The following is a 23,259-nucleotide window of genomic DNA, read 5'->3' as shown; positions in this document are numbered from 1 at the left end:
CTATTCGTCGGCAGCGTCAGATGTGTATAAAGAGACAGGTGTCCATCATCGTGGGCGGCGACGTGACCCTGGGCCACAACTACCAGACACACCACGACGCGGAGACCGCCAAGGGCCGCCCCCAGGACGCCCTGCTGGCCTACGGGTTCCAGGAGGTGAAGCCCCTGACGGACGCCGCCGACCTGTTCGTCGTCAACCTGGAGTGCCCCTTCACCGAGCGCGGCGAGAAGCTGCCGAAGAACTTCAACTTCCGCGCGAAGCCGGAGCTGGTGGGCATCCTCACCGCCGGCGGCGTGGACGTGGTGAGCCTGGCCAACAACCACCTGATGGACTACGGCGCCCAGGGCCTGCTCGACACGCTGGACACCCTGGACGCGGCGCACATCCCCTACTTCGGCGCGGGCCGGAACCTGGCGGAGGCCCGGCGCCCCGCAATCGTCACCGTGGGCGGCCAGCGGGTGGCGCTGCTGGGCTACTTCTTCCTGGGCACGCGCAACATCGAACCGCCTGGAGTCCTTGCGACGGAGACGACCCCTGGGGTCGCCGGCCACTTCTCCGACGAGGCCGTCATGACGCGGATGCTCCGCGAGGACATCGCCGCGGCCCGGGCCCAGGCGGACCTGGTCCTGCCCTACTTCCACTGGGGGCGCGAAGGCACCTACACCCCGGAGCCCTACCAGGTCCGGCTGGCCCACGCCGCCATCGACGCGGGCGCCGCGGGGGTGCTGGGCGCCCACCCCCACGTCCTTCAAGCCATGGAGCTGTACCAGGGCAGACCGGTCGTCTACTCACTGGGGAACTTCGTCTTCGGGGGGAACTGGAACCCTCGCGACAAGCGCGGCGCCCTGTGGAAGGGCCACTTCGGGCCCGACGGCGGCTACCTGTCCAGCGAGATTCTGCCCTTGAGGACCGACCGCTTCCCGGAGCTGCCCTTCCAGCCGGTGCCCGTCACGGGCGAGGCGGCGGAGGCGGTGCTGCGGCTGCTGGCGGAGTCTTCAGAAGGCGTGGAGCGGATGCTGCCCGAGCTGGAGCCGTGGGCCCGTCCGCCTCCCTCCCCCGAACTCCGAGGGAGGGAGTCGCCAACGCACTAGACCTTGTTGTTGGACTGGCCCTTCTTGGCGCGGCTGCGGCGGCGCTTCAGCTGGGCCTTCCGGCCCTTGGCACGGTTGGCGACCTTCTTCTTGGAACGATTTCCCTTCTGGGCGGGCATGTGGAAGGACTCCGTGTAGGTGATGTGAAACCGACCGCTGAGCGCGGTGAGGGCGGCCCTTTTTTCATGCTCCCGCCCAAGCGTCCAAGGAATTTCTTGACTCCGCCCGCCCTTGCCAGAGGCCGTGCAAAGGGGCAATACCCCCCGGAACGACGATGATTGACAAACTCGAAGACGTCGAGCGCCGGTTCGAACGACTGACGGCCGACCTGTCGAACCCCGACGTACTCGCCGACTCGGCGAGGCTCCAGAAGGTGTCCAAGGAGCGCGCGGGCCTGGAGAAGCTGGTCGAGGCCTTCCGGGCCTACCGCAAGGTGCTCGCCGACCTCAGCGAAGTCGAAGCCTGGCTCGGCAGCAGCGACGCCGACGAGAAGGCCTTTGCCCGCGAGTCCCTGCCCGGCCTGAAGGAGCAGCGCGACGAGATGGAGGCCAGCCTCAAGATCCTCCTCCTGCCCAAGGACCCGAATGACGAGAAGAACGTCATCCTGGAGATCCGCGCGGGCGCGGGCGGTGACGAGGCCGCGCTCTTCGCCGAGGAGGTCATGCAGATGTACCTCCGCTACGCGGAACGCCGGGGCTGGAAGGCGGACATCCTGGACATGAGCCCGGGCAACGCGGGCGGCGTGAAGGACGCCACGGTGACGCTGTCCGGCGACGCCGTCTTCAGCAACATGAAGTACGAGTCCGGCGTACACCGCGTGCAGCGGGTGCCGGCCACGGAGACGCAGGGCCGCATCCACACGTCCACGATTACGGTGTCGGTGATGCCGGAGGCGGAGGACGTGGACGTGCAGGTGAACCCGGCGGACATCGAGATGCAGGTGATGCGCTCCACGGGCTCGGGCGGCCAGAGCGTCAACACCACGGACTCCGCGGTGCGCCTCATCCACCACCCGACGGGCATCGTGGTGAAGTGCCAGCAGGAGAAGAGCCAGCTGAAGAACCGCACCATGGCCATGCGCATGCTGCGGGCGAAGCTCTACGAAATCGAGCAGGAGCGCATCCGCAACGAGCGAGACTCCGCGCGCCGCGCCCAGGTGGGCACCGGTGACCGCAGCGAGAAGATTCGCACCTACAACTTCCCGCAGGACCGGCTGACGGACCACCGCATTGGCCTCACCGTGCACAACCTGCCGGGAGTCATGGCCGGCAACGTGGACGACGTCGTCACCGCCTGCCGGACCTACTACCAGGCCGAAGCGCTCAAGGCGCAGACGGCCGGCGGCCCGAAGCCCTCCGCATGAGCAGCGACCCCTGGACCATCCGCAAGGTCCTCACCTGGACGACGCAGCACTTCGAGAAGCGACAGGTGGATGCCCCGCGGCTCACCGCGGAGATCCTCCTGTCGTACGTGCTCAAGCTCAGCCGCGTCCGACTGTACGTGGACCTGGACCGCCCGCTCTCCAAGGAGGAGCTGGGCGCCTACCGTGCCCTCATTGAACGGCGCATGGCGGGCGAGCCCACGCAGTACCTGACGGGGGTGCGCGAGTTCTACAACCGCCCCTTCAAGGTGGACGCCCGGGTGCTGATTCCGCGCCCGGAGACGGAGCTGCTGGTGGAGGCGGCGCTGCGCATGCTCCCCAAGGACGCGCCCGGCCGCGCGCTGGACGTGTGCACCGGCTCCGGCTGCATCGCCATCAGCCTGGCGGCCGAGCGGCCCCTGGCCACCGTCATCGCCACTGACTTGTCGCCGGACGCCTGCGCGCTGGCGCGGGAGAACGCCCAGGCGCTGGGCGTGGCGGACCGGGTGACGGTGCTGCAGGGGGACCTGTTCGCCCCGGTGCCCGCGGGCGAGCGCTTCCAGGTGGTGGTCTCCAACCCGCCGTACATCGCCTCCGAGGAGATTGCCGGCCTGTCCGCCGAGGTGCGGCGCGAGCCGAAGCTGGCGCTGGACGGCGGGCCGGACGGACTGGTGGCGGTGCGCCGGGTGGTGACGGGCGCGCGCCAGTGGTTGGAGCCTGGCGGCCTCCTTGCAATGGAGATTGGTGAGGACCAGGGCCCCGCCGTCCTGGAGCTCCTGCGCGCCGCGGGTTACGCGGACGCGCGGGTGGAGAAGGACCTGGAGCGGCGGGAACGGATGGCTTTTGGGACACAGCCCGTGGCCAACGAGCCACAGGGCTGAAGACGCAGGGAACCATGGACAAGATCGTCATCAAGGGCGGCCAGGCGCTGCACGGCGAAGTGCAGGCCTCGGGCGCGAAGAACGCGGCGCTGCCCATCCTCGCCTCGGCGCTGCTGGCCGACGGCACCTCCACCTACCGCAACGTGCCGGACCTGGCGGACGTCGCCACCATGCTCAAGGTGCTGCGCACCATGGGCTGCGACGCGGAGCGCAGCACCGAGACGTCGGACGTCTGCCGGGTGGGCGTCAACGGCCACATCACCCCGGAGGCACCCTACGAGTTGGTGAAGACGATGCGCGCCAGCGTGCTGGTGCTGGGGCCGCTCGTCGCCCGCTTCGGCCGGGCGCGGGTGTCCATGCCGGGCGGCTGCGCCATTGGCGCGCGGCCCATCGACCAGCACCTCAAGGGGCTCAAGGCCCTGGGCGCGGACATCCACCTCACGGAAGGCTACGTGGAGGCCACGGCGAAGCAGCTCAAGGGCGGCACCGTCAACTTCGACGTCATCACCGTCACCGGTACGGAGAACGTGATGATGGCGGCGGTGCTGGCCAAGGGCCGCACCGTCATGGAGAACTGCGCCCGCGAGCCCGAGGTCGAGGAGCTGGCCAAGGTGCTCAACAAGATGGGGGCGCGCATCGAGGGCGCGGGCACGTCCATCATCACCATTCAAGGCGTGGACGGGCTGAAGCCGGTGGAGCACGCCATCCTCCCCGACCGCATCGAGGCCGGCACCCTGCTGGTGGCGGCGGCCATCTCCGGCGGCGACGTGCTGGTGAAGCACGTGGTGTCCGAGCACATGGACGCCATGGTGGAGAAGCTGCGCGAGGCCGGATGCACCCTCACCGCCGAGGGCGGCGGCCTGCGCTGCAAGGCGCCCCAGCGGCTGAACGCGGTGGACATCACCACCACGGAGCACCCGGGGTTCCCCACCGACATGCAGGCCCAGCTGATGGCCCTCATGTCCGTCAGTCAGGGGACGTCCGTCATCAACGAAAACATCTTTGAGAACCGCTTCATGCACGTGCCGGAGCTGCACCGGCTGGGCGCGGACATCACCATCCAGGGGCACACAGCGGTGGTGAAGGGTGTGAAGGGCTTGAGCGGCGCGCCCGTCATGGCAACGGACCTGAGGGCGAGTGCGTCACTCATCCTGGCGGGCCTGCGGGCGGAGGGTCGCACCGACGTCAGCCGCGTCTACCACCTGGACCGGGGCTACGAGCGCCTGGAGCGCAAGCTGAGCGGCCTGGGTGCGGACATCCGCCGCGAGAAGGCATAGGGCCGAGGGGCTCGGGGGGCGACGGGACGGCGCGTTGCCAACAGACTGCGCAAGGCGGGTTGCATCCAAAATTTCGCGCGACCTATCATTCTCCAATCGACTGGGGAGAACACCACTCCCCCCCAACAGGAGAATGGAACCGCCCCATGGATTGCCCCAGCTGCAACGTCGAGATGTCCGATCTCGAGGGGGATGACCAGACGTTGCGAAAGTGTGGAGATTGCGGCGGCCTCTGGATTGACGTCGCGGACCTCAACCGGGTCCTGCTCCACAACAACCTCCCCGGGCTGGAGAGCCAGGGCGGCAAGGTAGATGCGGAGGCATTGACGGGTCAGTGCCCCGAGTGCCAGGTCGACCTCGTCCGCGTGGACGGTGGCGACCGCCAGCATCCGCTGCACTACGACACCTGCGAGTCCTGCGGCGGCATCTTCCTGGAATCCGAGTTCCAGGACGCCACCGACGTGAAGATCGCGGTCGAGGAAATCATGGCGTTCTTCCGCCACTTCAGCGTGAAGCGGAAGATGGCCATCCTCTAAGGCGAACTGCCTCGCCTCCCGGGAAGCCGGGCGGGCGGCAGCCCCCCGTCAGCTCACCGCTGGCCGCGGAACGCCTCGCCCCAGGCCTCGGCGACGGGCCCGTCGAACGCCAGCGACGCATCTGGCGGGCGCGTCCCCTCCGAGTCCCCTCGCGGGAAACGCACCGTCACCCGCCCGTGCGGGGGGACGTCCAGGGACAGCTTCTCCCCGGACAGCGTGTAGGCCCCGCTGACTGTCGTGGACACCTCGCCCTCCAAGGGCTCCTCGGTGAGGCTGTAGGTGCCGTCCAGGTAGAAGGACAGGAAGCGGTGCGGGGCGCCCTTCAGGCCACCAAACCAGGTGCCCAGCAGCGGCGCCAGCCGGGCGTTGTAGCGCAGCTTGGGCGCCAGCCAGGTGCCGTTGAGCGCCTTCCCCCTGGAGTAGAAGACGATGTCGGTGACGCAGACGGGCGCGTCGTCCTTGGCGCCCGGGAAGCGCTCCGACACCTCCAGCGTGAAGCGGGCGCCTCGAAGCCCTGGCTTGAGGGGCACCGCCTGGAGCCCCCGCTTGTCCTCCACGCTGACGCTGCGTGCTTCCTTGATGCCAGTCAGCGTGAGCTTCCGCGCCCGGGCGCGGGCCTTGAACGCGGCCCGGTCCGAGCCATCCCCCGTGTACACGCGGACCTCGTCCACGGTGACGATGTCCTTGAAGCCAAAGGTGAAGGACGCGGGCCCATCTGCGCTGACACACCACGCGGTGGAGTCGCGGCCGTCGAGCACGTTGAGGGGCCCATAGCGCTCCGGCTGGCGGGTACGGTCGAGCCAATCGGAGGCCTGGACGTAGCCAGGCGGGACATTGGATGCGGCGGAGGCCGCCGTGGCGGTCAGGAGGGAGGCGAGGAGCAGGCGTCGCATGTCCCCGCATCTTTGATCGCCTCGCGCGCGCGGCTCCAGTCCGAGCACGCACGGAGCGGCCGGGCGGGTGCGGATGAAAGCGCCCTCGCGGATGTTGGGGTGCTTGACACTCCGTCCCCGACGGGAAGGATGGCGGTTTGTGCTGGAGGAGACTGTGATGAGACGCTGGGGGTGGGCCTGTGTGCTGGGGCTGATGCTGGCCGGCTGCAAGGAAGACAAGGCGCCGGAAGCTCCGGACGCGGGGCCGGTGGAGACGGGGCCGGCCGCGCTCACGGAGCAGGAGCCCAACGACAGGCCTCACCAGGCCCTGGACCTCACCCGCAACAGCACGGTGAGCGCGGAGCTCACCGCGCAGCCGAACAAGGCGGACGAGGACTGGTACCGGCTGGCGCCCGGCGCGCCGCGCATCGCGGACGTCACCGTGTCCGGCCTGCCCGGCGGGGACATCACCCTGGAGGTGTATGACCGCGACCGCAACCGCCTGGTGGGCATCAACAGCGAAGGCGAGGGCAAGCCGGAGCGCTTCCCCAACCTCTTCGTGGAGAACGAGCGCTTCCTCCGCGTGGTGCCTACCCGCAAGGGCGTGGGCGGCGCGTACACGCTCGAGGTCCGCATGCGCGCGCCCGAGGACGGCGAGGAGCGCGAGCCCAACGACCGCGCTGTGGACGCGGTGAGTCTGCCGCTGGGCCAGACGGTGACGGCCTTCCTGGGCCATTCCGGCGACGAGGACTGGTACCGCATTGAGCTGCCGGACCCGGCGCTACCGTCGCCCCCGGAAGGGACGGGCCCAGGTGGGACGGCGGAGGACCCGGCGACCGCGCCCTTTGGCGATTCGCCAGCACGGGGCACGGCGCCCACCGAGGGCGGCGCTGGCGGACCAGGCGCCCCCCAGGGGCAGGACGACGCGCTGGGCGGCGGCCTCGCCGGCACACGGGGCACGAACGGCGCTGGCGCGCAGGACGGACAGGGCCCCTCCGGCGCGAGGCAGGACCTGGGCGGCAACGGCTTCGAGGCCGAGGAAGGCGCGGCGCCCCGGGGCCCGGAGGGGGATGGAGCGTCCGGCCTCATGGCGCAGGAGGGCATGCAGGGCGGGATGAACGGCTTCGGTCGTGACGAGGCCCCGCCCTCCCCCGCCGTGGAGGGCACCTTCGCGGGCAGCGAGCCGCCGCCCGTGGGGAGCCAGGCGGTGGGCGAGGCCATTGCGCGCGCGCTGGACGCGGGCACGGCGGTCGCCGCGCCCTCCGAGCCGGACGTGCCCCCCGAGCCGCCCGAGCCGCCCTCGGTGGCGCTGAAAATCGAGCTGACCGGCGTGGACGGCGTGCGGCCGGAGCTGTCGGTGCTGTCCGCGGCGGAGGCGCCGCTCTTCACCCTGCGCGGCAAGGAGGGCGAGACGCTGTCGCTGCGCAACATCGGCGTGCGCGGCATGGACCGCGTCGTCTACGTGGTGGTGAAGACGAGCTGGGTGGGCACCGGCAAGGAGGCCCGCCGGACCTTCAACACCACCATGCCGTACACGCTCACCGTGTCGCAGGAGGAGGCCGGCGCCAGCGCGGAGCTGGAGCCGAACGACGAGCTCCACAAGGCCACGACGCTCACGGCCGGGGGCTATCGCGAGGGCTTCCTGGCGCCCAGGGGCGACGTGGACCACTTCGTCCTGAAGACGTCCGAGCCGGTGCTGGCGAAGGTGGAGTTGACGGGCGTGGAGCGGCTGGACCTGGTGCTCTCCATGGTGGAGCCCCCGGAGGGAGACTCCGGCAAGGAGACGGTGCTGCTGCGCGCCAACGACGGCGCCATCAAGGAGCCCGAGCGCCTCAACAACGTCGCCTGCGAAGGCGCCTGCTATTTCCGGGTGGAGGGCGCGTCGCGCAAGGTGGACGGCAAGTGGGTGAAGGACTTCGAGAACGCCGAGCAGCCCTACCGCGTCACCGTCACCACGGTGCCGGACAACGGCGGTGAGGAGCGCGAGCCCAACAACACCGCGGACCGGGCGCAGGACCTGACGCTGGGGCAGCCGATGCGTGGCACGGTGTATCCAGTCAAGGACACGGACTTCTTCCGGCTGGACCTGTCGGACCGGCCGGTGCGCACGCCCATCCGCGCCACGCTGCTGGGCATCCTGAAGGTCGACGTGGGGCTGTACCTGCACCGCGTGCAGCCGGACGGGAAGCTGTCGCTCGTGCAGACGGCGGACCGGGCCAAGGGCGACCAGCCGGAGCGCATCCGCTACAGCGCCGAGCCGGGCGTCTACCTCTTCGAGGTCCGCGACGCGCGCAACCGTGAGTCCAACTTCCAGGACGCATACCAGCTCACCGTCGAGGAGTCGGAGTAGCGCCGCACTTCCCGTTGACAAGCCACGGGGCGGCCCGTACCTTGCGCCCTGCTTCGCCCGCGGTGGTAGCTCAGTTGGTAGAGCACGAGCTTCCCAAGCTCGGGGTCGAGGGTTCGAATCCCTTCCGCCGCTCACGCACAAAGGCCGGTAGTCCTTGAGGAAACTCGGGACTGCCGGCCTTCGTGTTTTGGGGCCTCGGGCCGCCTCCCAGACTGTGTGATAGTCAATCGCACAGACACCCCCGAGGCGGGGGTGGGAGGCCGAATGCGCACAACCCACTGGGTGACAGTGGTGGCATGCATCGTAGGGCTGACGTGGGCCGCGCCCGCGCAGGCGGGACGCCGCTCCTTCATCTGGACCTTTGACACCGAAATCGTCCCCAAGGGGGACGTCGAACTCGAGCAGTGGCTGTGGGCCCGCAGCCGCGCTCCAGCCGCCCCCCAGCGGCCATCGGTGTACTGGATATGGTGGGGGCCCGTGCTCGGACTGAGCCAGCACCTGGAGCTCGCGATTCCCTTCCAGGTGCGCGCCAACCAGACCGACACCCAGCTCGAGTCCTTCGAGGCGGACTTCCGCTACCGGCTCTTCCCCCGGGGGGACGACCGCGCCTTCCAGCCGCTCGTGCGCGCGGTGTGGCACCAGGCCATCAACACGCCGGAGCCCTCGCGCGTGGACGTGGACCTCGTCGGCTCGTACCAGTGGGACAGCGGCCTCCGCACGACGGTCGACCTGGGCGCGCAGGTGGGCCTCCCCGCGCTGCGCGGCGACGAGGGGCCGGCCCGCATCCTCGGGACGTACTCCGTCGGCGTGTCCTACCCCGTCATCGAGGACGAGCTCCGGCTGTCGCTCGAGTCCTTCGGGGAGTTCGGCCTGAAGGACGCGAACCAGGACCCGCACCTCTTCGTCGGGCCGAGCGTGGCGTGGACGTTCGGCCGGATGTGGGTGACGGCCGGCACCTTGTTCGGGCTGACGGCCGTTGCCCCCGAACCCCCCCGCTTCATGCCGAGGCTCATATGGGCAGTGGCGCTCTGAAGTCCTTGTTGCTGGCGCTCCTGCTGGCCGCATCGCCCGCGTCGGCGGAGCCGGGCAGCGTCCAGGGCGAGGTGCGCATCTCCGTCATCGGCGCGGACGGCGAGCAGCGCCCGAAGGCGGACCGCTCCGGCGTCGTCGTCTACCTCACCGGCTACACGGAGGAGCCTCCCGCCGAGGTGGCCGTGATGAGCCAGGCCAACAAGTCGTTCACCCCAGGCGTGCTGCCCATCGTCGCCGGGCAGAAGGTGGAGTTCCTGAACAAGGACGTGGTGCTGCACAACGTCTTCTCGCGCTCGGGGGCCCGCAAGTTCGACGCGGGCAAGAACCGGCCCGGCGAGAAGTACGTGGAGACGTTCAAGAAGACGGGCGTCATCGACGTCTACTGCGACATCCACGAGCAGATGGTGGCCACGCTGGTGGTGGTCCCCAACCGCGCCTTCGCGGTGACGGACGCGGACGGGCGCTTCGTGCTGCGCGGCGTGCCCCCCGGGCGCTACCCCATCTTCGCGGTCCACCGGCGGGACGAGAAGAGCGACATCGCCCGCGCGGAGGTCGTCGTGGAGGCGGGCCGCGCCAGCACGGCCACGCTGACGCTCGTGGAGACGCGCACGGATGACACCCACCTGGACAAGCGCGGCAAGAAGTACACCCCCCGGCCCGACTACTCCGAGAAGGACCGCTGAGCGCCTCCCGTGACGCTCGCCCAGAAGCTCATCCTCGCCTTCATGGCGCTCGCGGGCGCGGCGCTCGTCACCGCGCTGCTGCTCACCAACCTCGCCGTGGAGGCGGCGGCGAAGGAGAAGATCGCCAGTGACTTGGAGCGGACGCTGCAGTCCTTCGAGCGGCTCGCCCGCGCCAGCCAGGAGCGCATCCGCGACGTGGCCGAGGCGCGCACGCTGGACCGCTCCTTCAAGGAGATGTCGCTGTCGGTGAACTCCGTCGACGCCGAGGCGGGGCTGGGCGACGCGAGCTCGGAGACGGACGGCATCATCAGCGCCCGCGAGGTCATCGACTCGGCGGACACCGAGGCCTTCGGCTGGAGCCGCGACGGCCCGCTGCCCTGGGCCTTCTTCAACGCCAGCGGGCGGCTCGTCTACACGCGCGCGGCACCGGAGCAGCTGAGCGAAGGCCCGGTCGACCTCCCCCTGCTCGCCACGTCACTTCAGCGAGGTCCCACCTCCGCGCTCTGGTCTCCCGCGCAGCTGCGCGCCCTGCCCTTCGTCTTCGTTCCTCCCGATGAGCTCCGGGACGGGGACCTCCTGCTCGTCCATGCGCAGCCCGCCTACGGCTCGCGGCGGGACCCGGTGGGCGTGGTGCTGTCCGGACAGTGGGTGCGGGATGTGCTGCTGGAGGAACCCCTGGCGCCCCGGGCCCCCGGGCCCCACATGGGGGACACCCGCGCCCGCTTCATCGTGCGCACGGAGGACGGGGCCCTGGCCTCGCAGCTCCCCGTGGGCGCGCTCTTCGACGGCGACGGCGTGCGGTCCGGACAGGCCCACGACGTGTACATCGAAGGCACGCACTACCTCGCGCGCGGGGGTGAGCTGAGCGGCGTGGATGGGACGCGCATCGGCCAGGTGTTCGTGCTGCGCGACTTCGACGCGGAGATCAACCCCATCCTCAAGCGCTTCCAGCGCTGGCTCATCCCCACCGCGTTGGGCGTGGCGCTGCTCGCGCTGGCGGCGGCCGTCTTCATGGCGCGGAGCATGGCCTCGCCGCTGGTGCAGTTGGAGGCCGCGGCCGGCCGCGTGCGCCTGGGGGACCTCACCGTCGAGGTGCCCGTGCGCGGCTCGGACGAGGTGGGCCGGGTGGCGCAGTCCTTCAACGAGATGGTCATCGGCCTGCGGCAGCGGGACCAGATAAAGGGCCTCTTCAAGCGCTACCTCGCGCCCCAGGTGGTGGACGAGCTCATCAAGCACCCGGAGAAGGCCGCGCCAGGCGGCGAGCGGAAGATGCTCACCGTGCTCTTCAGCGACCTGGTGGGCTTCACGTCCATGAGCGAGCAGATGAGCCCGGAGGACCTCGTCGCCGTCCTCAACACCTACTTCGAGCAGGCCACCGGCGTGCTGACGAAGCACGGCGCGACGCTCGACAAGTTCATCGGCGACGCCATCATGTGCTTCTGGAACGCGCCGCTGCCGCAGGAGGACCATGCGGCGCGCGCGTGCCTCACCGCGCTGGAGCTGGTGGCGGTGGTGGAGCGGCTCGCCCCCGGGTTCACGGCGCGAGGGCTGCCCCCGCTGGACTGCCGCATCGGCATCAACACCGGGCAGGCCGTGGCCGGCAACATCGGCTCCAGCGCGGCCCAGGACTACACCGTCATCGGCGACACGGTGAACCTGGCCTCGCGCCTGGAGGGCGCGGCCAAGGTCTACGGCACCCGCACGCTGGTGGCCGAGGAGACGCTCGCCGCCGCCCGGGGCGTGGTGCTGGCGCGAGAGCTGGACCTGCTGCGCGTCAAGGGCAAGCAGCAGGCGGTCCGCGTCTTCGAGCTGGTGGGCCCCGCGGGCACGCCTCCTCCACCGCACCTCGCGCGCTTCGCCGAGGGGCTCGCGCTCTACCGGGCCCGCCGCTTCGCCGAGGCCCGAGCCGCGTTCCTCGCCTCGCCGGAGGACGTGCCTTCGGGGCGGTTCGCCGCGAGGTGCGAGGCCCTGCTCACGGCGCCCCCTCCCGAGGATTGGGACGGCGTCTTCGTCCTCGACAGCAAGTAGCGGCGCCCCGGAGGCGTCTGCCCCCTCAACCGTCTTCAGGCGAGCGCTTCGCCGGACGGAAGTGTCTGCTGCATGGCTCCCACGGGCGCTCGGTCCCGCATGGCGCGGAAGGCGCTCTAAAGCACGAGGCCAGGCCCCTGGGACTGGAGGAGTGAATGAACTACGCACGCTTTGGCGCGATGATCGCCGCGTCAATCCTGGTGATGTTCGGCCTGATGTACCTGAACACCTACGCACTCGACCACGTTCGCTTCAGCCAGACGAGAGCCTGGATGGCCGTGGTGATGGGCGCGACCATGGCCGTCATCATGCTGCTCTTCATGTGGTCCATGTACGGGAACAGGCGGGCGAACGTGGCAATCCTGGCTGGGAGCATCACCGCGTTCGCGGTGGCGCTCTGGCTCGTCCGCAGCCAGGAGACGGTCAGCGACGTCTCGTACATGAAGGCAATGATTCCGCACCACTCGATCGCGATCATGACGAGCAAACGCGCCCACCTCCGCGACCCGCGGGTGCGCAAGCTCGCCGATGGCATCATCGAGGCCCAGATTCGTGAAATCGGCGAGATGGAGACGCTCATCGCCGACCTCGAGCGCAATGCGACGCCGGAGGGTGCTCCCGACCTTCCTCCCCATGATCCGCGAAGCCCCGCGCCCGCAAGATAGACAAGTGCCATGACGCACGGATGTCTGGCGCGGAGCCGTGTCCGGTAGCCTCGAAGACGGCAGCGGTGGGCGTGACGCGCTCAGGCACATGCCATGACGGGCATGACCGGTGAAGCCCCGCTCAGTTGCAGCTGCCCCCTGAGCACTTGAAGCAGGAGGTGGTGCAGTTGCCGGGGGTGCACAGGTCGATGCCTTGGGGGTGGCAGCCGTTCTGGGTGATGTCGTGCATCATCCCCAGCTTGTATTGGTAGAAGGTGTTGGGCGCCACCGCGAGGCCAGCGCCTGAGTCACCGCGGAACCGGTTGAACCCCACGGAGGTGCTGCCTCCCGCGCAGTTCGCGACGCCCCAATGGGCGGAGTGAGCCGCGTGGGCGAAGTTGAGGGCCCCCGACCAGTTGGTGGCGCGGAGGCGGACGACCGTCGTCTCCCGCTCGACCCGGTTGCAGGGCTTGATGGCCGGCTGGCTCGGGTCACCGCACGAGGGGTTTCCATAGACGGATGCGCCCCAGTCACGGAACGACTGCGACCAGTTGGGCGCCAGGGATTGAGCTTCGAGGAGGTGGTCCAGGCTCAAGCCAGCGAGCTCGTCCGCGTTCTCGCGCTGGAGGCGCGCCCGCGTCTCTTCATCCACCGAGAGCAGTTGCTCGCTTTCGAGCATCTCGGGCATGGCCTGACGCTCGGGTGCCACGGCGAGGAAGCGTTCAGACGGCGTGTGCGTCTGCATCAAGTGGGGGGCCATGACGGGGCGGTGCGGATAGGCCGTCGCGACGGCGACGTCCACCTCTCCGTTGGGCGTCTTGAGCCAGCCGACGTAGCTGCCACCCTCCCCGTTGACGCGGGCAAGCTCGCGCGGTTCGGTGGCCAGTTTCCTTCAGGTCACCGGTTTCAAGCAGTAGAGCGTGGTGCTCTCGCGAGAGCGCGCCATGTGCAGCGGGTCTGACGTGTCCTTCGCTTTCGAGTGCCGCGCCGGGGTCGACCGGGCCCACTGCACCGACAGGCCGCACCGCTCGAACTCCGCTTCGAGCCACCCGGGGGAGCGCAGGCCGAGCAGCACCGCGAGGTCCGACAGGAGCAGCAGGCCCACGCCGCCAGGCGCCAGCGAGGTGGAGAGGCCTTCGAGAAAGCGCCGCAGGAACTGGCTGTCCTCGTCGAACACCGCGCGGTCTACCCGGTTCTTGGGCGGCTCGGGAATCCAGGGTGGGTTGCACACCACGAGGTCGGCCGTGCCCTTCGGGAACAAGTCCGCCTCCGCCACCTGGAAGCGCTTGCCGAGCCCGAGCTGCTCCGCGTTCTCCCGGGAACAGGCCACGGCGCGCGAGTCACAGTCCGTCGCCTGCACGGACGCCGCGCCCCGCTGGAGGAGGATGAACGAGAGCACGCCGGTGCCAGTGCCGATGTCAAACACGCGCTTGCCCTTCACCTCCGTGAGGGAGAGCAGCAGCTCCACATAGTCCGTGCGGGTCGGAAGGTAGACGCCGTAGTGCGGGTGCAGCAGCCCTGTGAGGCCAGGAACGGCGAGTCCCTTGCGACGCCACTCCGCCGCCCCGAGCATGCCCAGGAGCTGTTTGAGCGGGACCACGGTGGTGTCCGTCGTGGGAGCCCCCCATACCTGCAGGCAGGCCAGTGAAGTGTCTGGCGCCCGCGCGAGCCCGAGCCGGTAGTCGCGGTCGAGGGACACCACGATGCGCGACAGCGTCTCGTGTTCGAGCTGCCGTGCCCGGCGCTCGGCGCGGAAGGCCTCCAGCGGCGAGCGCGCCTTCGCGGGCTGCGGGAGCCGTCGGCTCAGCGCGCCGAGGAGCTGCTTCGCGTTGTGGAAGTCACCGGAGTACAGCAGGAACTCGCCTCGGCGCACCCGCTTGAGCGCCGTATCCGCGCTGAGGCGGTCATTCACGGGAGACAGCCGAGCAGGCGCGGGCACCGCGCTCTCGGAGTGCCAGGTGAAGGCGGAGTCCGGCGACAGCGCGGACGGAGAGACGGAGGCGGACGGCCCCTCGGGTGAGGTGCCGGTTCGGGGAGCGCGGGACATGTCCCTGGGGTAGCACGTCCACGCACTCCCGTCGCGAGGGGAAACCACCGCCTCGCGTGGGGGCAGCGCATTGCCATTGCCGGCGCTCCGGGGGCGCGTAAGGTGGAGGGCACCATGAGCTCCCTTCGCGCTATCGCGCTCGCCTGCATCGTCGTGCTCGGCTTCGTCGCCGCTTGCGGCAAGGATTCTCCCCCTTCCGAAGGCCCACCCGACGCGTCCGTGCCCGAGCAGTGCGACAGCGCCGGCTTCGAGCTGTGCGACGGCACCTGTACGCGCATCGAGACCGACCCGGCGCACTGCGGCGGCTGCAACCAGGCCTGCGCGACCACGGAGGCCTGTGAGGGTGGCGGCTGCATCGCGGTCTGTCAGATTGGCGACCAACAGGTCGCCTCCGAGACTGTGAACGCGGCGAATGCGTGCGAGCAGTGCGTGCCGGAGACTTCCGCGACCGCATGGACGCAGCGCGTGGACGGGACGCAATGCAGCCCGGGACAGGTTTGCGCGGACGGCGTGTGCGGCCCGAAGTGCTTCATCGGTGGCACCCTCTATGCCGAGGGCGCGGTGAACCCGGAGAACCCCTGCGAAACGTGCCAGCCGTCGGCGTCGACGGCGAACTGGACGGCGCGCGCCAGCATTCCGCTGCTGCGCGGCGGCGAGGACCTCACGGAGCAAGGCTGGACGACAATCTCTCAGGCGCCGAGCACGCTCACGTATGGCGAGGACTTCGTTCGCCTCGCGACGTCGACGAACAGCGGCGCGCGGACGAGCGGGCAACTGCTCACCATACGGGAGAACGCGTTCGACGGAACGAAGCCGTTCACGCTCCGGGTGACGATGCAGGTCGAGTCGGTGACCCCCCACAACTCGCTCGACAGTGGAGCGGCCATCCTGGGGAGCTTCACGGTGCCCTTCGGTAACGCCACGGACCGTTCGCAGATGATCTACCTCGACAGCGCGGCGATCGGCTGGGCGGATGACACGCAGTCCGCGGCGTTCTCCGTGACGGACGGCGCGTATCATGTCTACGAGCTCGCGGTGGATGCGGCGAAGGTGGCGACGGTGAGCATCGACGGCGTCGCGAAGCTCACGCGGAGCAACTTCACGACGACCGGCACCATCGCCATCGGCGACCAGACGAACGATCCGAACGTCGATGGCACGATGAGCATCAAATCGGTCGAGCTACTCTGTCTTTAGTCCTCCAGACGGACACAAACCAACGGAGGCGCCGTCCTGTGCGGGATTGAGGGCCTCCGCCCATCGAGCAACTGCCCTGGATGACGAGCACGCCTCGCGCCTGCGCTAGACTCGGGGCCTGCCTCTACCCTTTGCGCGCGGCTTCAATGAGCGCGAGCGCGGCGTTTCGCAGCAGCGGCAGTGCCTCCTTGGCGAGGAGGGTCTGCGAGCTCACGAACGCCCCGTTGATGAGGAGGGCCAACTGTCCGGCGAGCTCATCGGGGCGCCCGGCTCCGAGGCGCTCGGCAAGGCGCTTCAAGCGCCGCCGCAGCTCCTGCTTGTGCGCTGTCGCCACGCGGCGTGCCGGGTGGTCTGCGTCGGGGAACTCCGCGGCGACGTTCAGCTGCGGGCAGCCGCGGTAGTTCGGCCGGGCGACACGTTCGGCGATCCACTTGAGGTGAGCCTCCAGCTCCGCCAGCGGCTCGTCGGCGTTCGCCCGCGCCACGCGTTCCCAGCCGCCCCAGAAGTCCTCGTCCTCCCGTTGGAGGAACGCCGCGATCAGGTCGTCCTTCGTCCCGAAGTACCGGTACAGGCTGGTCTTGGCCACCCCCGCTTTCTCCACGACGAGGTCAACGCCCACGGCGCGGACGTCCTGGCGGTAGAAGAGCTCAGAGGCGGTCGCGAGGATGCGCTCCCTCACCTCCGCGAGCGCTTCCGGTGGAGGGGCTTTGGTTCGGGCTCGGGTCGCCGCCATTCAACGAACAGACAGGTCTGTTTCGTCACGACAAGAGGAGAACCCCTGACCGCTTCCAATCCTTCCCCAGGGATAAGGCATGCTGTCGCTGTCTTCGGCGCCAACGGGCACACGGGCCGCTTCGTCGTTGCCGAGCTGCTGCGGCGCGGCCATCGGGTCGTGGCCATGGGCAGGGACTTCGCACGGCTCTCCGCTGCGTTCGAGCAGACGGAGGTCGAGCTTCGCGCCGCCTGTCTCGAGGACTCCGACGCGCTTGGGCGGGCGCTCGCGGGAGTGGAGGTCATCGTCAACTGCGCCGGGCCGTTCCTCGACACCGCGGAGGCCCTGGTGGAGGCAGCGCTGCGCGCCAAGGTCCACTATCTTGATGTGAGCGCGGAGCAGGCCAGCGCGCAGGCGCTGTTCGAGCGGTTCTCAGTTGCCGCGAAGGACGCGGGGATACTCGTCCTGCCCGCGGTCGGCTTCTATGGCGGCTTCGCCGACCTGCTTGCCACCGTGGCAACCGATGGATGGGTGGAGGCAGCTGCGGTGAGCATCGGCATCGCGTTGGATGCCTGGTGGCCAACACCGGGCACGCGGAACACGGGCCGCCGCAACACCGTGCCGCGCGTGGTCATCGAGGCAGGCAAGCTCACCCCCAAGGGCGCTGCGGGGCCCGCCGAGTGGCACTTCCCCGCCCTCTTCGGCAGGCAGGAGATGGCCGAGGTGCCCTTCTCCGAAATCGTCCTCATCCACCGGCAGCTGCGAGCGATGCAAGTGCGGACGTGGCTCAACACCGGCCACTGGCGGACTTGGGTGATCCTTCCACACCACCGCCTGTGGCGACCGACGCGTCCGGGCGCTCCGCGCAGCGGTTCTTGGTGGAGGTGCGTGCCCGCCGGGGTTCAGAGGAACGCCGCGTCACAGCCAGCGGGCGCGACATCTACGCATTCACCGCTCCGCTGGTGGTCGAAGCCGTTGAGCGTATCCTGAACGGTGGCGCGCACGCGGGCGTTCGGTCGCCCGGCGAGGCCTTCGATGCAGCGGACTCCCTGCGTTCGCTGGCATCGCATTTCGACTTCGGCCCTTCGACCTTGGCGGCAGACGGCTCTATCCGCGCGCCAGTCGCTCGAGGACTTGGGTGACTCGCGCAGCCCTGGTGCCTTGGATGGGGAGCACCTCCACGCCCAACTCAAATGGGTCATCGAGCAGTATCCGGGCGAGCGCATCGTCCACCGCGACTCTCGACTCGCGGTCTGCGCTCGCCGGGAGCCGGATGAAGTCGTGTTCCTCAATCGGCACGAAGACGATGAGTTCCAGCGTCTGAACGGCGGAGCGCACCTGGGGAAGCCACGCCTCCAGGTCGAACGAATCCGCGTCCTCATGCGTCTGGAGGTACCCCAGGAAGTCGAGCGGGCAGCGGTCAAACAGGATGTTTCGTGAGCGCTTCTCGCTTTCGAGCAACTCCACCGAGAAACGGAGCTGCTCGAGGAAGTCCTCCAAGGAGGGAGGCGACGCGAACTCGTAGCCCTCCTCTTCGAGGAGGAAGTACGGCTCTTCGGCGAGCCGGTACCCCTCGAGTCGTTCCCCAAGCAAGTCAATCAGCGTCGACTTGCCCACCCGGTGTGAACCCGTCACGGCGATGCGCATGGTGTCCTATACCGCGCCTCCAAGCCATCGTACGACACAGGAAGCGGCGGAGCAGGTAGAGGCCGCCGCTACCCTTCAACGGCCCCAAAGCCAGGAAGCAGCCCGCACGGCCTCTCGCAAGGCGCTTCCGCGGTCTCGCTCAGGCGCCGCGCAGGCCCTCCGCCATGCCCACCCCGTTGGCTCCTGACAGGATTTCAAGGGCGGCGCGTTGGCCTGACAAGAGCGCCCCCTCCATCCAGCCGGGCATGGGAGAGGTTTGGTCTCCGGCGAAGTGGACCCGGCCTTCGCGCGTTGCGAGCGCGCGCCCCCACTGCGTGAGTTGCGTCGGCCGGAACCACGCAAAGGCGCCCCGAGCCCAAGGGTCCAGGTCCCATGCGTAGGAGGTTCCGCTCCGCACTTCAGAGGACAGCTCTGGCGCGAACTGGCTCAGTCCGCGAACAGTCATGGCGATGCGCTCATCCTCGGAGAGAAGGCCCGCCGCGCGGGCGCACGGGCCCACGCGATACGCTTCGAGGATGCCTGACGCCTGAGGTTGTGTCGGTGCGGCGTCGAGGACGTGCATGATGGGGAGGTCCGTCAGCCACCCATTCGACCACCCCCACTCTGTCCAGAGGCGGCGCTGGTATTGGATGAAGGTGCGCACGACGGACGCATGCTCGAGCTCGCGAATCGCCCGCATCTTCTCCGCCGAGAAGGCGGGGACGAGCTCAACGTCACGAAGGACCGAGAACGGGATGGCGCACACGAGCCGCTCCGCCGTGAACGTCCTGTGTTCTCCCGTGCTGCCACGGCAATACACGCGGACGGCCCCCTGCTCCTGCTCGATGCGCTTCGCGGCCCATCCGAACTGAATCCTTCCACCGAGCGCTCCCGCCAGGGCGACGGGAAGCCGGTCACTTCCGCCTCTCAAGGTGTAGGCGCTCGAGCCTCCTCTGCCGACCGTCAGCAACTCCCGTCGAAGAACGCCAAGCGCCGAGCTTGCGTCGATGCCATCACCCACCAGGTCAAACCGTCCCAAGCTCACCGCCTCGCTGGCCGCCGAAGAAGCGCCCCGCTCCGCGAGGGCCTCACGCAGGGTCAGGCCATCGAGGTGGGTCGCACCTGGACCGGGCCAGGACGCATGGAAGGGGTCGCCGACAGCCTCGACGAGGGGGGCCACGTACTTCCGATAGAGCCCTGAAAGGCCGAGCTGCTGCTCATCCGCCCTCACTCCCTGCAGGACGTCCGTCTCATCACCGGCGGGGGCCAGGATGCGACGTCCCCGAAGATGGAAGGGCCGCAAGGCCGACGTGTGAGGCGTTGGCAGCGGGTCAAGCTCCAGGCCGAGTCTCCTCGCAAAGCCGAGGACCGTCGCGTGCCCGCTGAGGACATACTTCGCGCCCGCCTCGGCATACATTCCGTCCAGGAACGGCTTCCGCAGGGTCAGGACCCGGCCACCGACTCGAGCGCGCGCCTCGAGCACGACGACGTCCTGCCCCGCGAGGACAAGCGCATGCGCTGCCGCCAGTCCCGCGAGGCCCGCGCCCAGAATGATGACGCGTTCGCTCATTCGAGACGTCGCCTCGCGCCTTCGGTGCGGCTCATGCCAGCGGAAGCAGGTATGGGTTCAGCAGCCCTCGCCTGAGCTTGAGCGGTGAGGTGGGCAGCTTGGGATTCCGCGGGGGGAGGCGGCGCGGTAGCAGCCCACTCCCGAGCCGCAACAAGCTCGGACAGAACGCCAGAGGTTGCGTCCCAAGGACCAGCGCCTGGCAAGTCCGGAACGGAGAAGCCGCCTCCAGCGTGAGATTGATGACCAGGGTGCGCAGCCCATGCTGGCGGAACCTCGTGACGAGCGCCCCTGCCTCGTCGGGGACCCGAGCACGAGGGAGCGCCACCGGAGGGCCCTCCAGGAGCAGGTCGACAGCGCTCCGCATCGCGGGGTTCAAGTAGAGCAACGTGATGTCGAGGAGGGAGTCGATGAGCCAGTAGTTCTCCAGGACCGGGGGCCGCCGGAGCGCCTCGAAGTCAATCGCGAGCTGCCGACGGAGGGCCACCGCCTCCGTCAACATCCGCATCTCACGGAGCGCTCGATGCACGGCCACGGCCGGGTCCCCCGCGGCCGCGGCGGCGAGGAGCGTTCCTCCTTTGGGGAACGCGCCCGCGCCTGTCGCCTCTGCGATGAGCGCGACGACGTGAAGGCCGGCGCGACCGGGCAGGTACGAGAAGTGGAGGGTCCAACCCGAATCCTTGAAATGACGCGACACCCCCTCATCCATGCCGAGCGTAGCCGTGTCGAGGCGCCGCGCCCCTTGACCTCGGTACCAGGCGAGCTGGAGTGCATCGCGCTCGACCACCTCCAGCAGCGCGGACCGCAACGCGGCGTCATCGCTCGTATGCGTCGCGACGCCATTGGATGAGGCGCACAGAAAGCGCGGGCCCACGAGCCGCTCAGAGGTCGTGAAGGCCGCGGGAACGAGCAATTGCTCACCGGTCTCCGCATCGGTGGCCCTGACCCAATCCAGCGGCGTGTCGTGGGTGACTGGCGCGTAGGGGAACCCCGGGCTTGCGTACTGCTCCGGCGTGTAGAGATCCCAGTCACGCATGGGCAGGAATGGTTGTTCAAGCGCACGCGCCGGAGTCGCGGAGACATCGGGCACACGAAGAAGGGACGAGGCGCGCTCGATCGCCTCTGCTCGCGCGGTCAGCCTCCGCTCCTCCAGGGATGCTCCGACGCCCACCTGGGCCAGGAGATGGCCTGACACCACGGGCCGTCCTCGCTTCCGAGGACGGAGGGTGGCCACTCCCCAGGTCAGGGTGACAACGGGAGGAGCCCCCCGCCTGCCGCGGACAGTGGCTTCGCGCGTCGCGATTCCCATGCGCCCCAGCGCGGCGCCGGCCATCCGCGCCCCCTCCAACTTGCCGATGCGGTTCGCCGCGCCCCGGTCCGAGGAACACGCGCAACCCGCCGCGGGCTGGGCCCGGGTGCGCCTGGTGCCTGGTCGCCCGTAGGCGCCCTCTGTCCAGGCACGCGCATCGAATGAATGCGCCTTCAGGGCTTTCCGGAGGGCCGTCAGGTCGGCTGCCCCCAGCGCAATCACGGCGCGGCGCGGAATCGCGTTCGCCACCGCGGCGGCCTCGTCGGGTGCATCCGCGCGCTGGACCTCCCAGAGCAGACCACATGAGATACACACGCCACTGCCAGCGCTTCGCCAACGCGTGGCGCTCAGCTGGATGAGCGCTCCGCTGTTCTCGGAAATATCGTTTGCGCGAAGAGGCCCCAGTCGCAGCCTGCCGGTGATACCCAATGCCTCGCGGAGAGCTTGCTCGTCCATCAAACGGGGAGCGCCTCGTCCCAGCGCCCCTTCCTCTTCGAGCCGCGCCCCGAGCTCCACGGCGCCGGCAGGGTCGACGCCCGCCTTCACCAGCGCGCGGACGACCGCGGCGCTCCCTCCGCGGCGAACGTCTCCGAGGATGGAGACGAGAAGAGCAAAGGGGAGGCCCCGTATCTCCATCAGCGCCCTCCGGGTCTGAAGGATGGAGACTCCCCTCGCCATTTCGAGGAGCACGACACCTGACTGAACGCCCATGTCGTGCCCGGGATACCGCTACTTCGAAACGTGGGAGATGCTGGACACGTTGGTCTCAAACGCCTTGAGCGCGGACACCTTCAGAACGCGCACCGTGACCTTGAGAGTCTTTGAACGCTTTGTACGAGCAGGCTTCTTCATGTTCGGCCTCCCTGGGTGAAAGGGAAGTGTCCCCTCAAGTCACACTTTGAGTCAACAACAGGCCAGGTACTTTGGGCCGTGATGGGGATTGAGCTGGCCCACACTGGAGCTGGGGCATGAGTCTGCGGCTCCGTCAAGCAGACCGGGACCAGCAGCGCCTGTCGCTCACGGCCCGTCGAGCACGGCCAACATGCGCGGCAGCACGTCGAAGAACGCGTAGTTCCAGCAACTGAAGTTGTGTCCGCCGTCACAACCGAAGGGCTTCTGGCCCGGCGCGGGGCGGCCATACATCTCGTAGTGGTGCGGCACGCCCGCGGCATTCAGCGCATGGTGGAACCGGTCCGTGGACGCCCCCGGGACGCGTTCGAGCACATCCCCATCCCAGATGCCCGAACCCGCGTACAAGGCGACGGCCACGCCCCGCAGGGACGCCGCGCGAGGAATGGGGTTGTTCATGTTCCAGGCCTGGTCGAAGGGCCAGAAGGGAGCGCCGAACGCCCCATCCGGGTTCTGCAGCCACCGTGTCCCCTCCTCCGTGACGGTGGCGCGGATGGTGGCGTCACCAAGGTCCAGGGCCCCCGAAAAGCTGGCCGCATAGGCGAACAAGTCGGGGCGCCGCGCGGCGTAGCTGATGGCGCCGAAGCCGCCCATGGACAGCCCCGCGATAGCACGGCCCCGCTTGTACGCCAGCGTTCGGAGGTTCTGGTCCACCCACGGAATGAGCTGGTTGAGGTGGAACTCCTCCCAGGATTGATTCACGCCACGGGGAAAGACCCAGTTCGTGTACCAACCGACCTTGCCGCCATCCGGCATGATGGTGATGACGGGCATGTTCTCGGTAATCGCATACGCCGCACCGAACTCCACCCACTGGGCCGAGTTCGCGCCTCCACCACCGTGCAACAGGTAGACCGCGGGGTAACGCACGCCCGGGTTGTTGTAATACCCCGTCGGCAGGAGCACGCGGACATGGTGGCGTGGGTCATAGACCGCGTGAGGCGCGATCAACGGCGTGGAGATCTCCACATCAATGAGCCGATCCGTGATGTGCCGCACCGCATGAACCGTGATGCCATGCCCTGAATGGAAGTTCGGCGCGAGCGAGGCATCGGAGGCCTCCGCGCCGCCGGGCACGCCAAGGAGCAGGGCCACGAACAAGGCCCCCACGAGCCTGCGTGCGGCACGGGCCTGAGGC

General features: G+C 69.1%; 20 protein-coding genes and 1 tRNA gene. 12 read left to right on the top strand and 9 right to left on the bottom strand.

Annotated features, from left to right (window positions below; all coding sequences use genetic code 11):
* Window positions 1-1,087: 1,087 nt before the first annotated feature.
* The gene (locus HV826_RS37195; protein WP_013941470.1) at window positions 1,088-1,210 is read right to left on the bottom strand and encodes a hypothetical protein; all 123 of its coding nucleotides are present in this window, start codon (window positions 1,208-1,210) and stop codon (window positions 1,088-1,090) included.
* A 155-nt stretch (window positions 1,211-1,365) separates the two neighbouring features.
* On the opposite strand from HV826_RS37195, the gene prfA reads away from it, so the two are divergent.
* The 4 genes from prfA (at window position 1,366) to HV826_RS15295 (ending at window position 5,145) form a co-directional block, all read left to right on the top strand.
* On the top strand, window positions 1,366-2,454 hold the full coding sequence (prfA, locus tag HV826_RS15310) for a peptide chain release factor 1 (RefSeq protein WP_176417748.1): 1,089 nt from the start codon (window positions 1,366-1,368) through the stop codon (window positions 2,452-2,454).
* Entirely contained in the window at window positions 2,451-3,332 is an 882-nt protein-coding gene (prmC, locus tag HV826_RS15305; RefSeq protein ID WP_176417747.1) for a peptide chain release factor N(5)-glutamine methyltransferase, read from the top strand. The genes prfA and prmC overlap by 4 nt, the downstream gene beginning before the upstream one ends.
* A gap of 14 nt (window positions 3,333-3,346) precedes the next feature.
* Window positions 3,347-4,609: a UDP-N-acetylglucosamine 1-carboxyvinyltransferase gene (murA, locus tag HV826_RS15300; RefSeq protein ID WP_176417746.1), complete on the top strand. Its 1,263-nt coding sequence runs from the start codon at window positions 3,347-3,349 to the stop codon at window positions 4,607-4,609.
* A gap of 146 nt (window positions 4,610-4,755) precedes the next feature.
* Window positions 4,756-5,145: a zf-TFIIB domain-containing protein gene (locus tag HV826_RS15295; RefSeq protein ID WP_176417745.1), complete on the top strand. Its 390-nt coding sequence runs from the start codon at window positions 4,756-4,758 to the stop codon at window positions 5,143-5,145.
* A 53-nt stretch (window positions 5,146-5,198) separates the two neighbouring features.
* Here the strand turns inward: HV826_RS15295 and HV826_RS15290 are convergent, their stop codons facing one another.
* A complete protein-coding gene (locus HV826_RS15290; protein WP_255207787.1) occupies window positions 5,199-6,038 on the bottom strand; it encodes an NADase-type glycan-binding domain-containing protein in 840 nt (279 codons plus the stop codon).
* 157 nt (window positions 6,039-6,195) lie between these two features.
* Here HV826_RS15290 and HV826_RS15285 point away from each other — a divergent pair, with 157 nt between their 5' ends.
* The 6 genes from HV826_RS15285 (at window position 6,196) to HV826_RS15260 (ending at window position 12,775) form a co-directional block, all read left to right on the top strand.
* Window positions 6,196-8,367: an ABC transporter substrate-binding protein gene (locus HV826_RS15285; RefSeq protein ID WP_176417744.1), complete on the top strand. Its 2,172-nt coding sequence runs from the start codon at window positions 6,196-6,198 to the stop codon at window positions 8,365-8,367.
* 59 nt (window positions 8,368-8,426) lie between these two features.
* Window positions 8,427-8,499, top strand: a tRNA-Gly gene (locus HV826_RS15280).
* A 132-nt stretch (window positions 8,500-8,631) separates the two neighbouring features.
* Window positions 8,632-9,399, top strand: coding sequence for a hypothetical protein (locus HV826_RS15275; RefSeq protein WP_176417743.1), 768 nt, complete (start codon window positions 8,632-8,634; stop codon window positions 9,397-9,399).
* Entirely contained in the window at window positions 9,381-10,082 is a 702-nt protein-coding gene (locus HV826_RS15270; RefSeq protein WP_176417742.1) for a carboxypeptidase regulatory-like domain-containing protein, read from the top strand. The genes HV826_RS15275 and HV826_RS15270 overlap by 19 nt, the downstream gene beginning before the upstream one ends.
* Before the next feature lie 9 nt (window positions 10,083-10,091).
* The gene (locus tag HV826_RS15265; protein ID WP_176417741.1) at window positions 10,092-12,110 is read left to right on the top strand and encodes an adenylate/guanylate cyclase domain-containing protein; all 2,019 of its coding nucleotides are present in this window, start codon (window positions 10,092-10,094) and stop codon (window positions 12,108-12,110) included.
* A 155-nt stretch (window positions 12,111-12,265) separates the two neighbouring features.
* Window positions 12,266-12,775, top strand: a complete 510-nt coding sequence (locus HV826_RS15260; RefSeq protein ID WP_176417740.1) for a DUF305 domain-containing protein — start codon at window positions 12,266-12,268, stop codon at window positions 12,773-12,775.
* Window positions 12,776-12,896: 121 nt separating this feature from the next.
* On the opposite strand, the gene HV826_RS15255 is transcribed toward HV826_RS15260, so the two are convergent.
* Both HV826_RS15255 and HV826_RS15250 read right to left on the bottom strand, forming a co-directional pair.
* Window positions 12,897-13,556, bottom strand: a complete 660-nt coding sequence (locus HV826_RS15255; protein ID WP_176417739.1) for a hypothetical protein — start codon at window positions 13,554-13,556, stop codon at window positions 12,897-12,899.
* A 90-nt stretch (window positions 13,557-13,646) separates the two neighbouring features.
* Window positions 13,647-14,801: a class I SAM-dependent methyltransferase gene (locus HV826_RS15250; protein ID WP_176417738.1), complete on the bottom strand. Its 1,155-nt coding sequence runs from the start codon at window positions 14,799-14,801 to the stop codon at window positions 13,647-13,649.
* Window positions 14,802-14,915: 114 nt separating this feature from the next.
* Between HV826_RS15250 and HV826_RS15245 the strand changes: the two genes are divergently transcribed.
* Entirely contained in the window at window positions 14,916-15,998 is a 1,083-nt protein-coding gene (locus tag HV826_RS15245; protein ID WP_176417737.1) for a hypothetical protein, read from the top strand.
* 124 nt (window positions 15,999-16,122) lie between these two features.
* On the opposite strand, the gene HV826_RS15240 is transcribed toward HV826_RS15245, so the two are convergent.
* On the bottom strand, window positions 16,123-16,677 hold the full coding sequence (locus HV826_RS15240) for a TetR/AcrR family transcriptional regulator (protein ID WP_217918636.1): 555 nt from the start codon (window positions 16,675-16,677) through the stop codon (window positions 16,123-16,125).
* Between HV826_RS15240 and HV826_RS15235 the strand changes: the two genes are divergently transcribed.
* Entirely contained in the window at window positions 16,630-17,700 is a 1,071-nt protein-coding gene (locus HV826_RS15235; RefSeq protein ID WP_255217238.1) for a saccharopine dehydrogenase NADP-binding domain-containing protein, read from the top strand. The genes HV826_RS15240 and HV826_RS15235 overlap by 48 nt on opposite strands.
* Window positions 17,701-17,817: 117 nt before the next feature.
* On the opposite strand, the gene HV826_RS15230 is transcribed toward HV826_RS15235, so the two are convergent.
* From HV826_RS15230 to HV826_RS15215, 4 genes are all read right to left on the bottom strand, one after another.
* Complete coding sequence (locus tag HV826_RS15230) at window positions 17,818-18,357, bottom strand: AAA family ATPase (protein WP_176417735.1); 540 nt, start codon at window positions 18,355-18,357, stop codon at window positions 17,818-17,820.
* 139 nt (window positions 18,358-18,496) lie between these two features.
* Window positions 18,497-19,906 carry an NAD(P)/FAD-dependent oxidoreductase gene (locus tag HV826_RS15225; RefSeq protein WP_176417734.1) on the bottom strand — a complete coding sequence of 470 codons (1,410 nt, stop codon included), beginning with the start codon at window positions 19,904-19,906 and terminating at the stop codon, window positions 18,497-18,499.
* Window positions 19,907-19,937: 31 nt separating this feature from the next.
* Window positions 19,938-21,212: a YcaO-like family protein gene (locus HV826_RS37190; RefSeq protein ID WP_255207792.1), complete on the bottom strand. Its 1,275-nt coding sequence runs from the start codon at window positions 21,210-21,212 to the stop codon at window positions 19,938-19,940.
* 1,017 nt (window positions 21,213-22,229) lie between these two features.
* A complete protein-coding gene (locus tag HV826_RS15215; RefSeq protein ID WP_368670930.1) occupies window positions 22,230-23,216 on the bottom strand; it encodes an alpha/beta hydrolase in 987 nt (328 codons plus the stop codon).
* Window positions 23,217-23,259: the final 43 nt, after the last annotated feature.

The organism is Myxococcus sp. AM010 (assembly GCF_013372585.1).
GTDB lineage: Bacteria > Myxococcota > Myxococcia > Myxococcales > Myxococcaceae > Myxococcus > Myxococcus vastator.
This window is presented reverse-complemented; position numbering and strand designations above follow the sequence as displayed.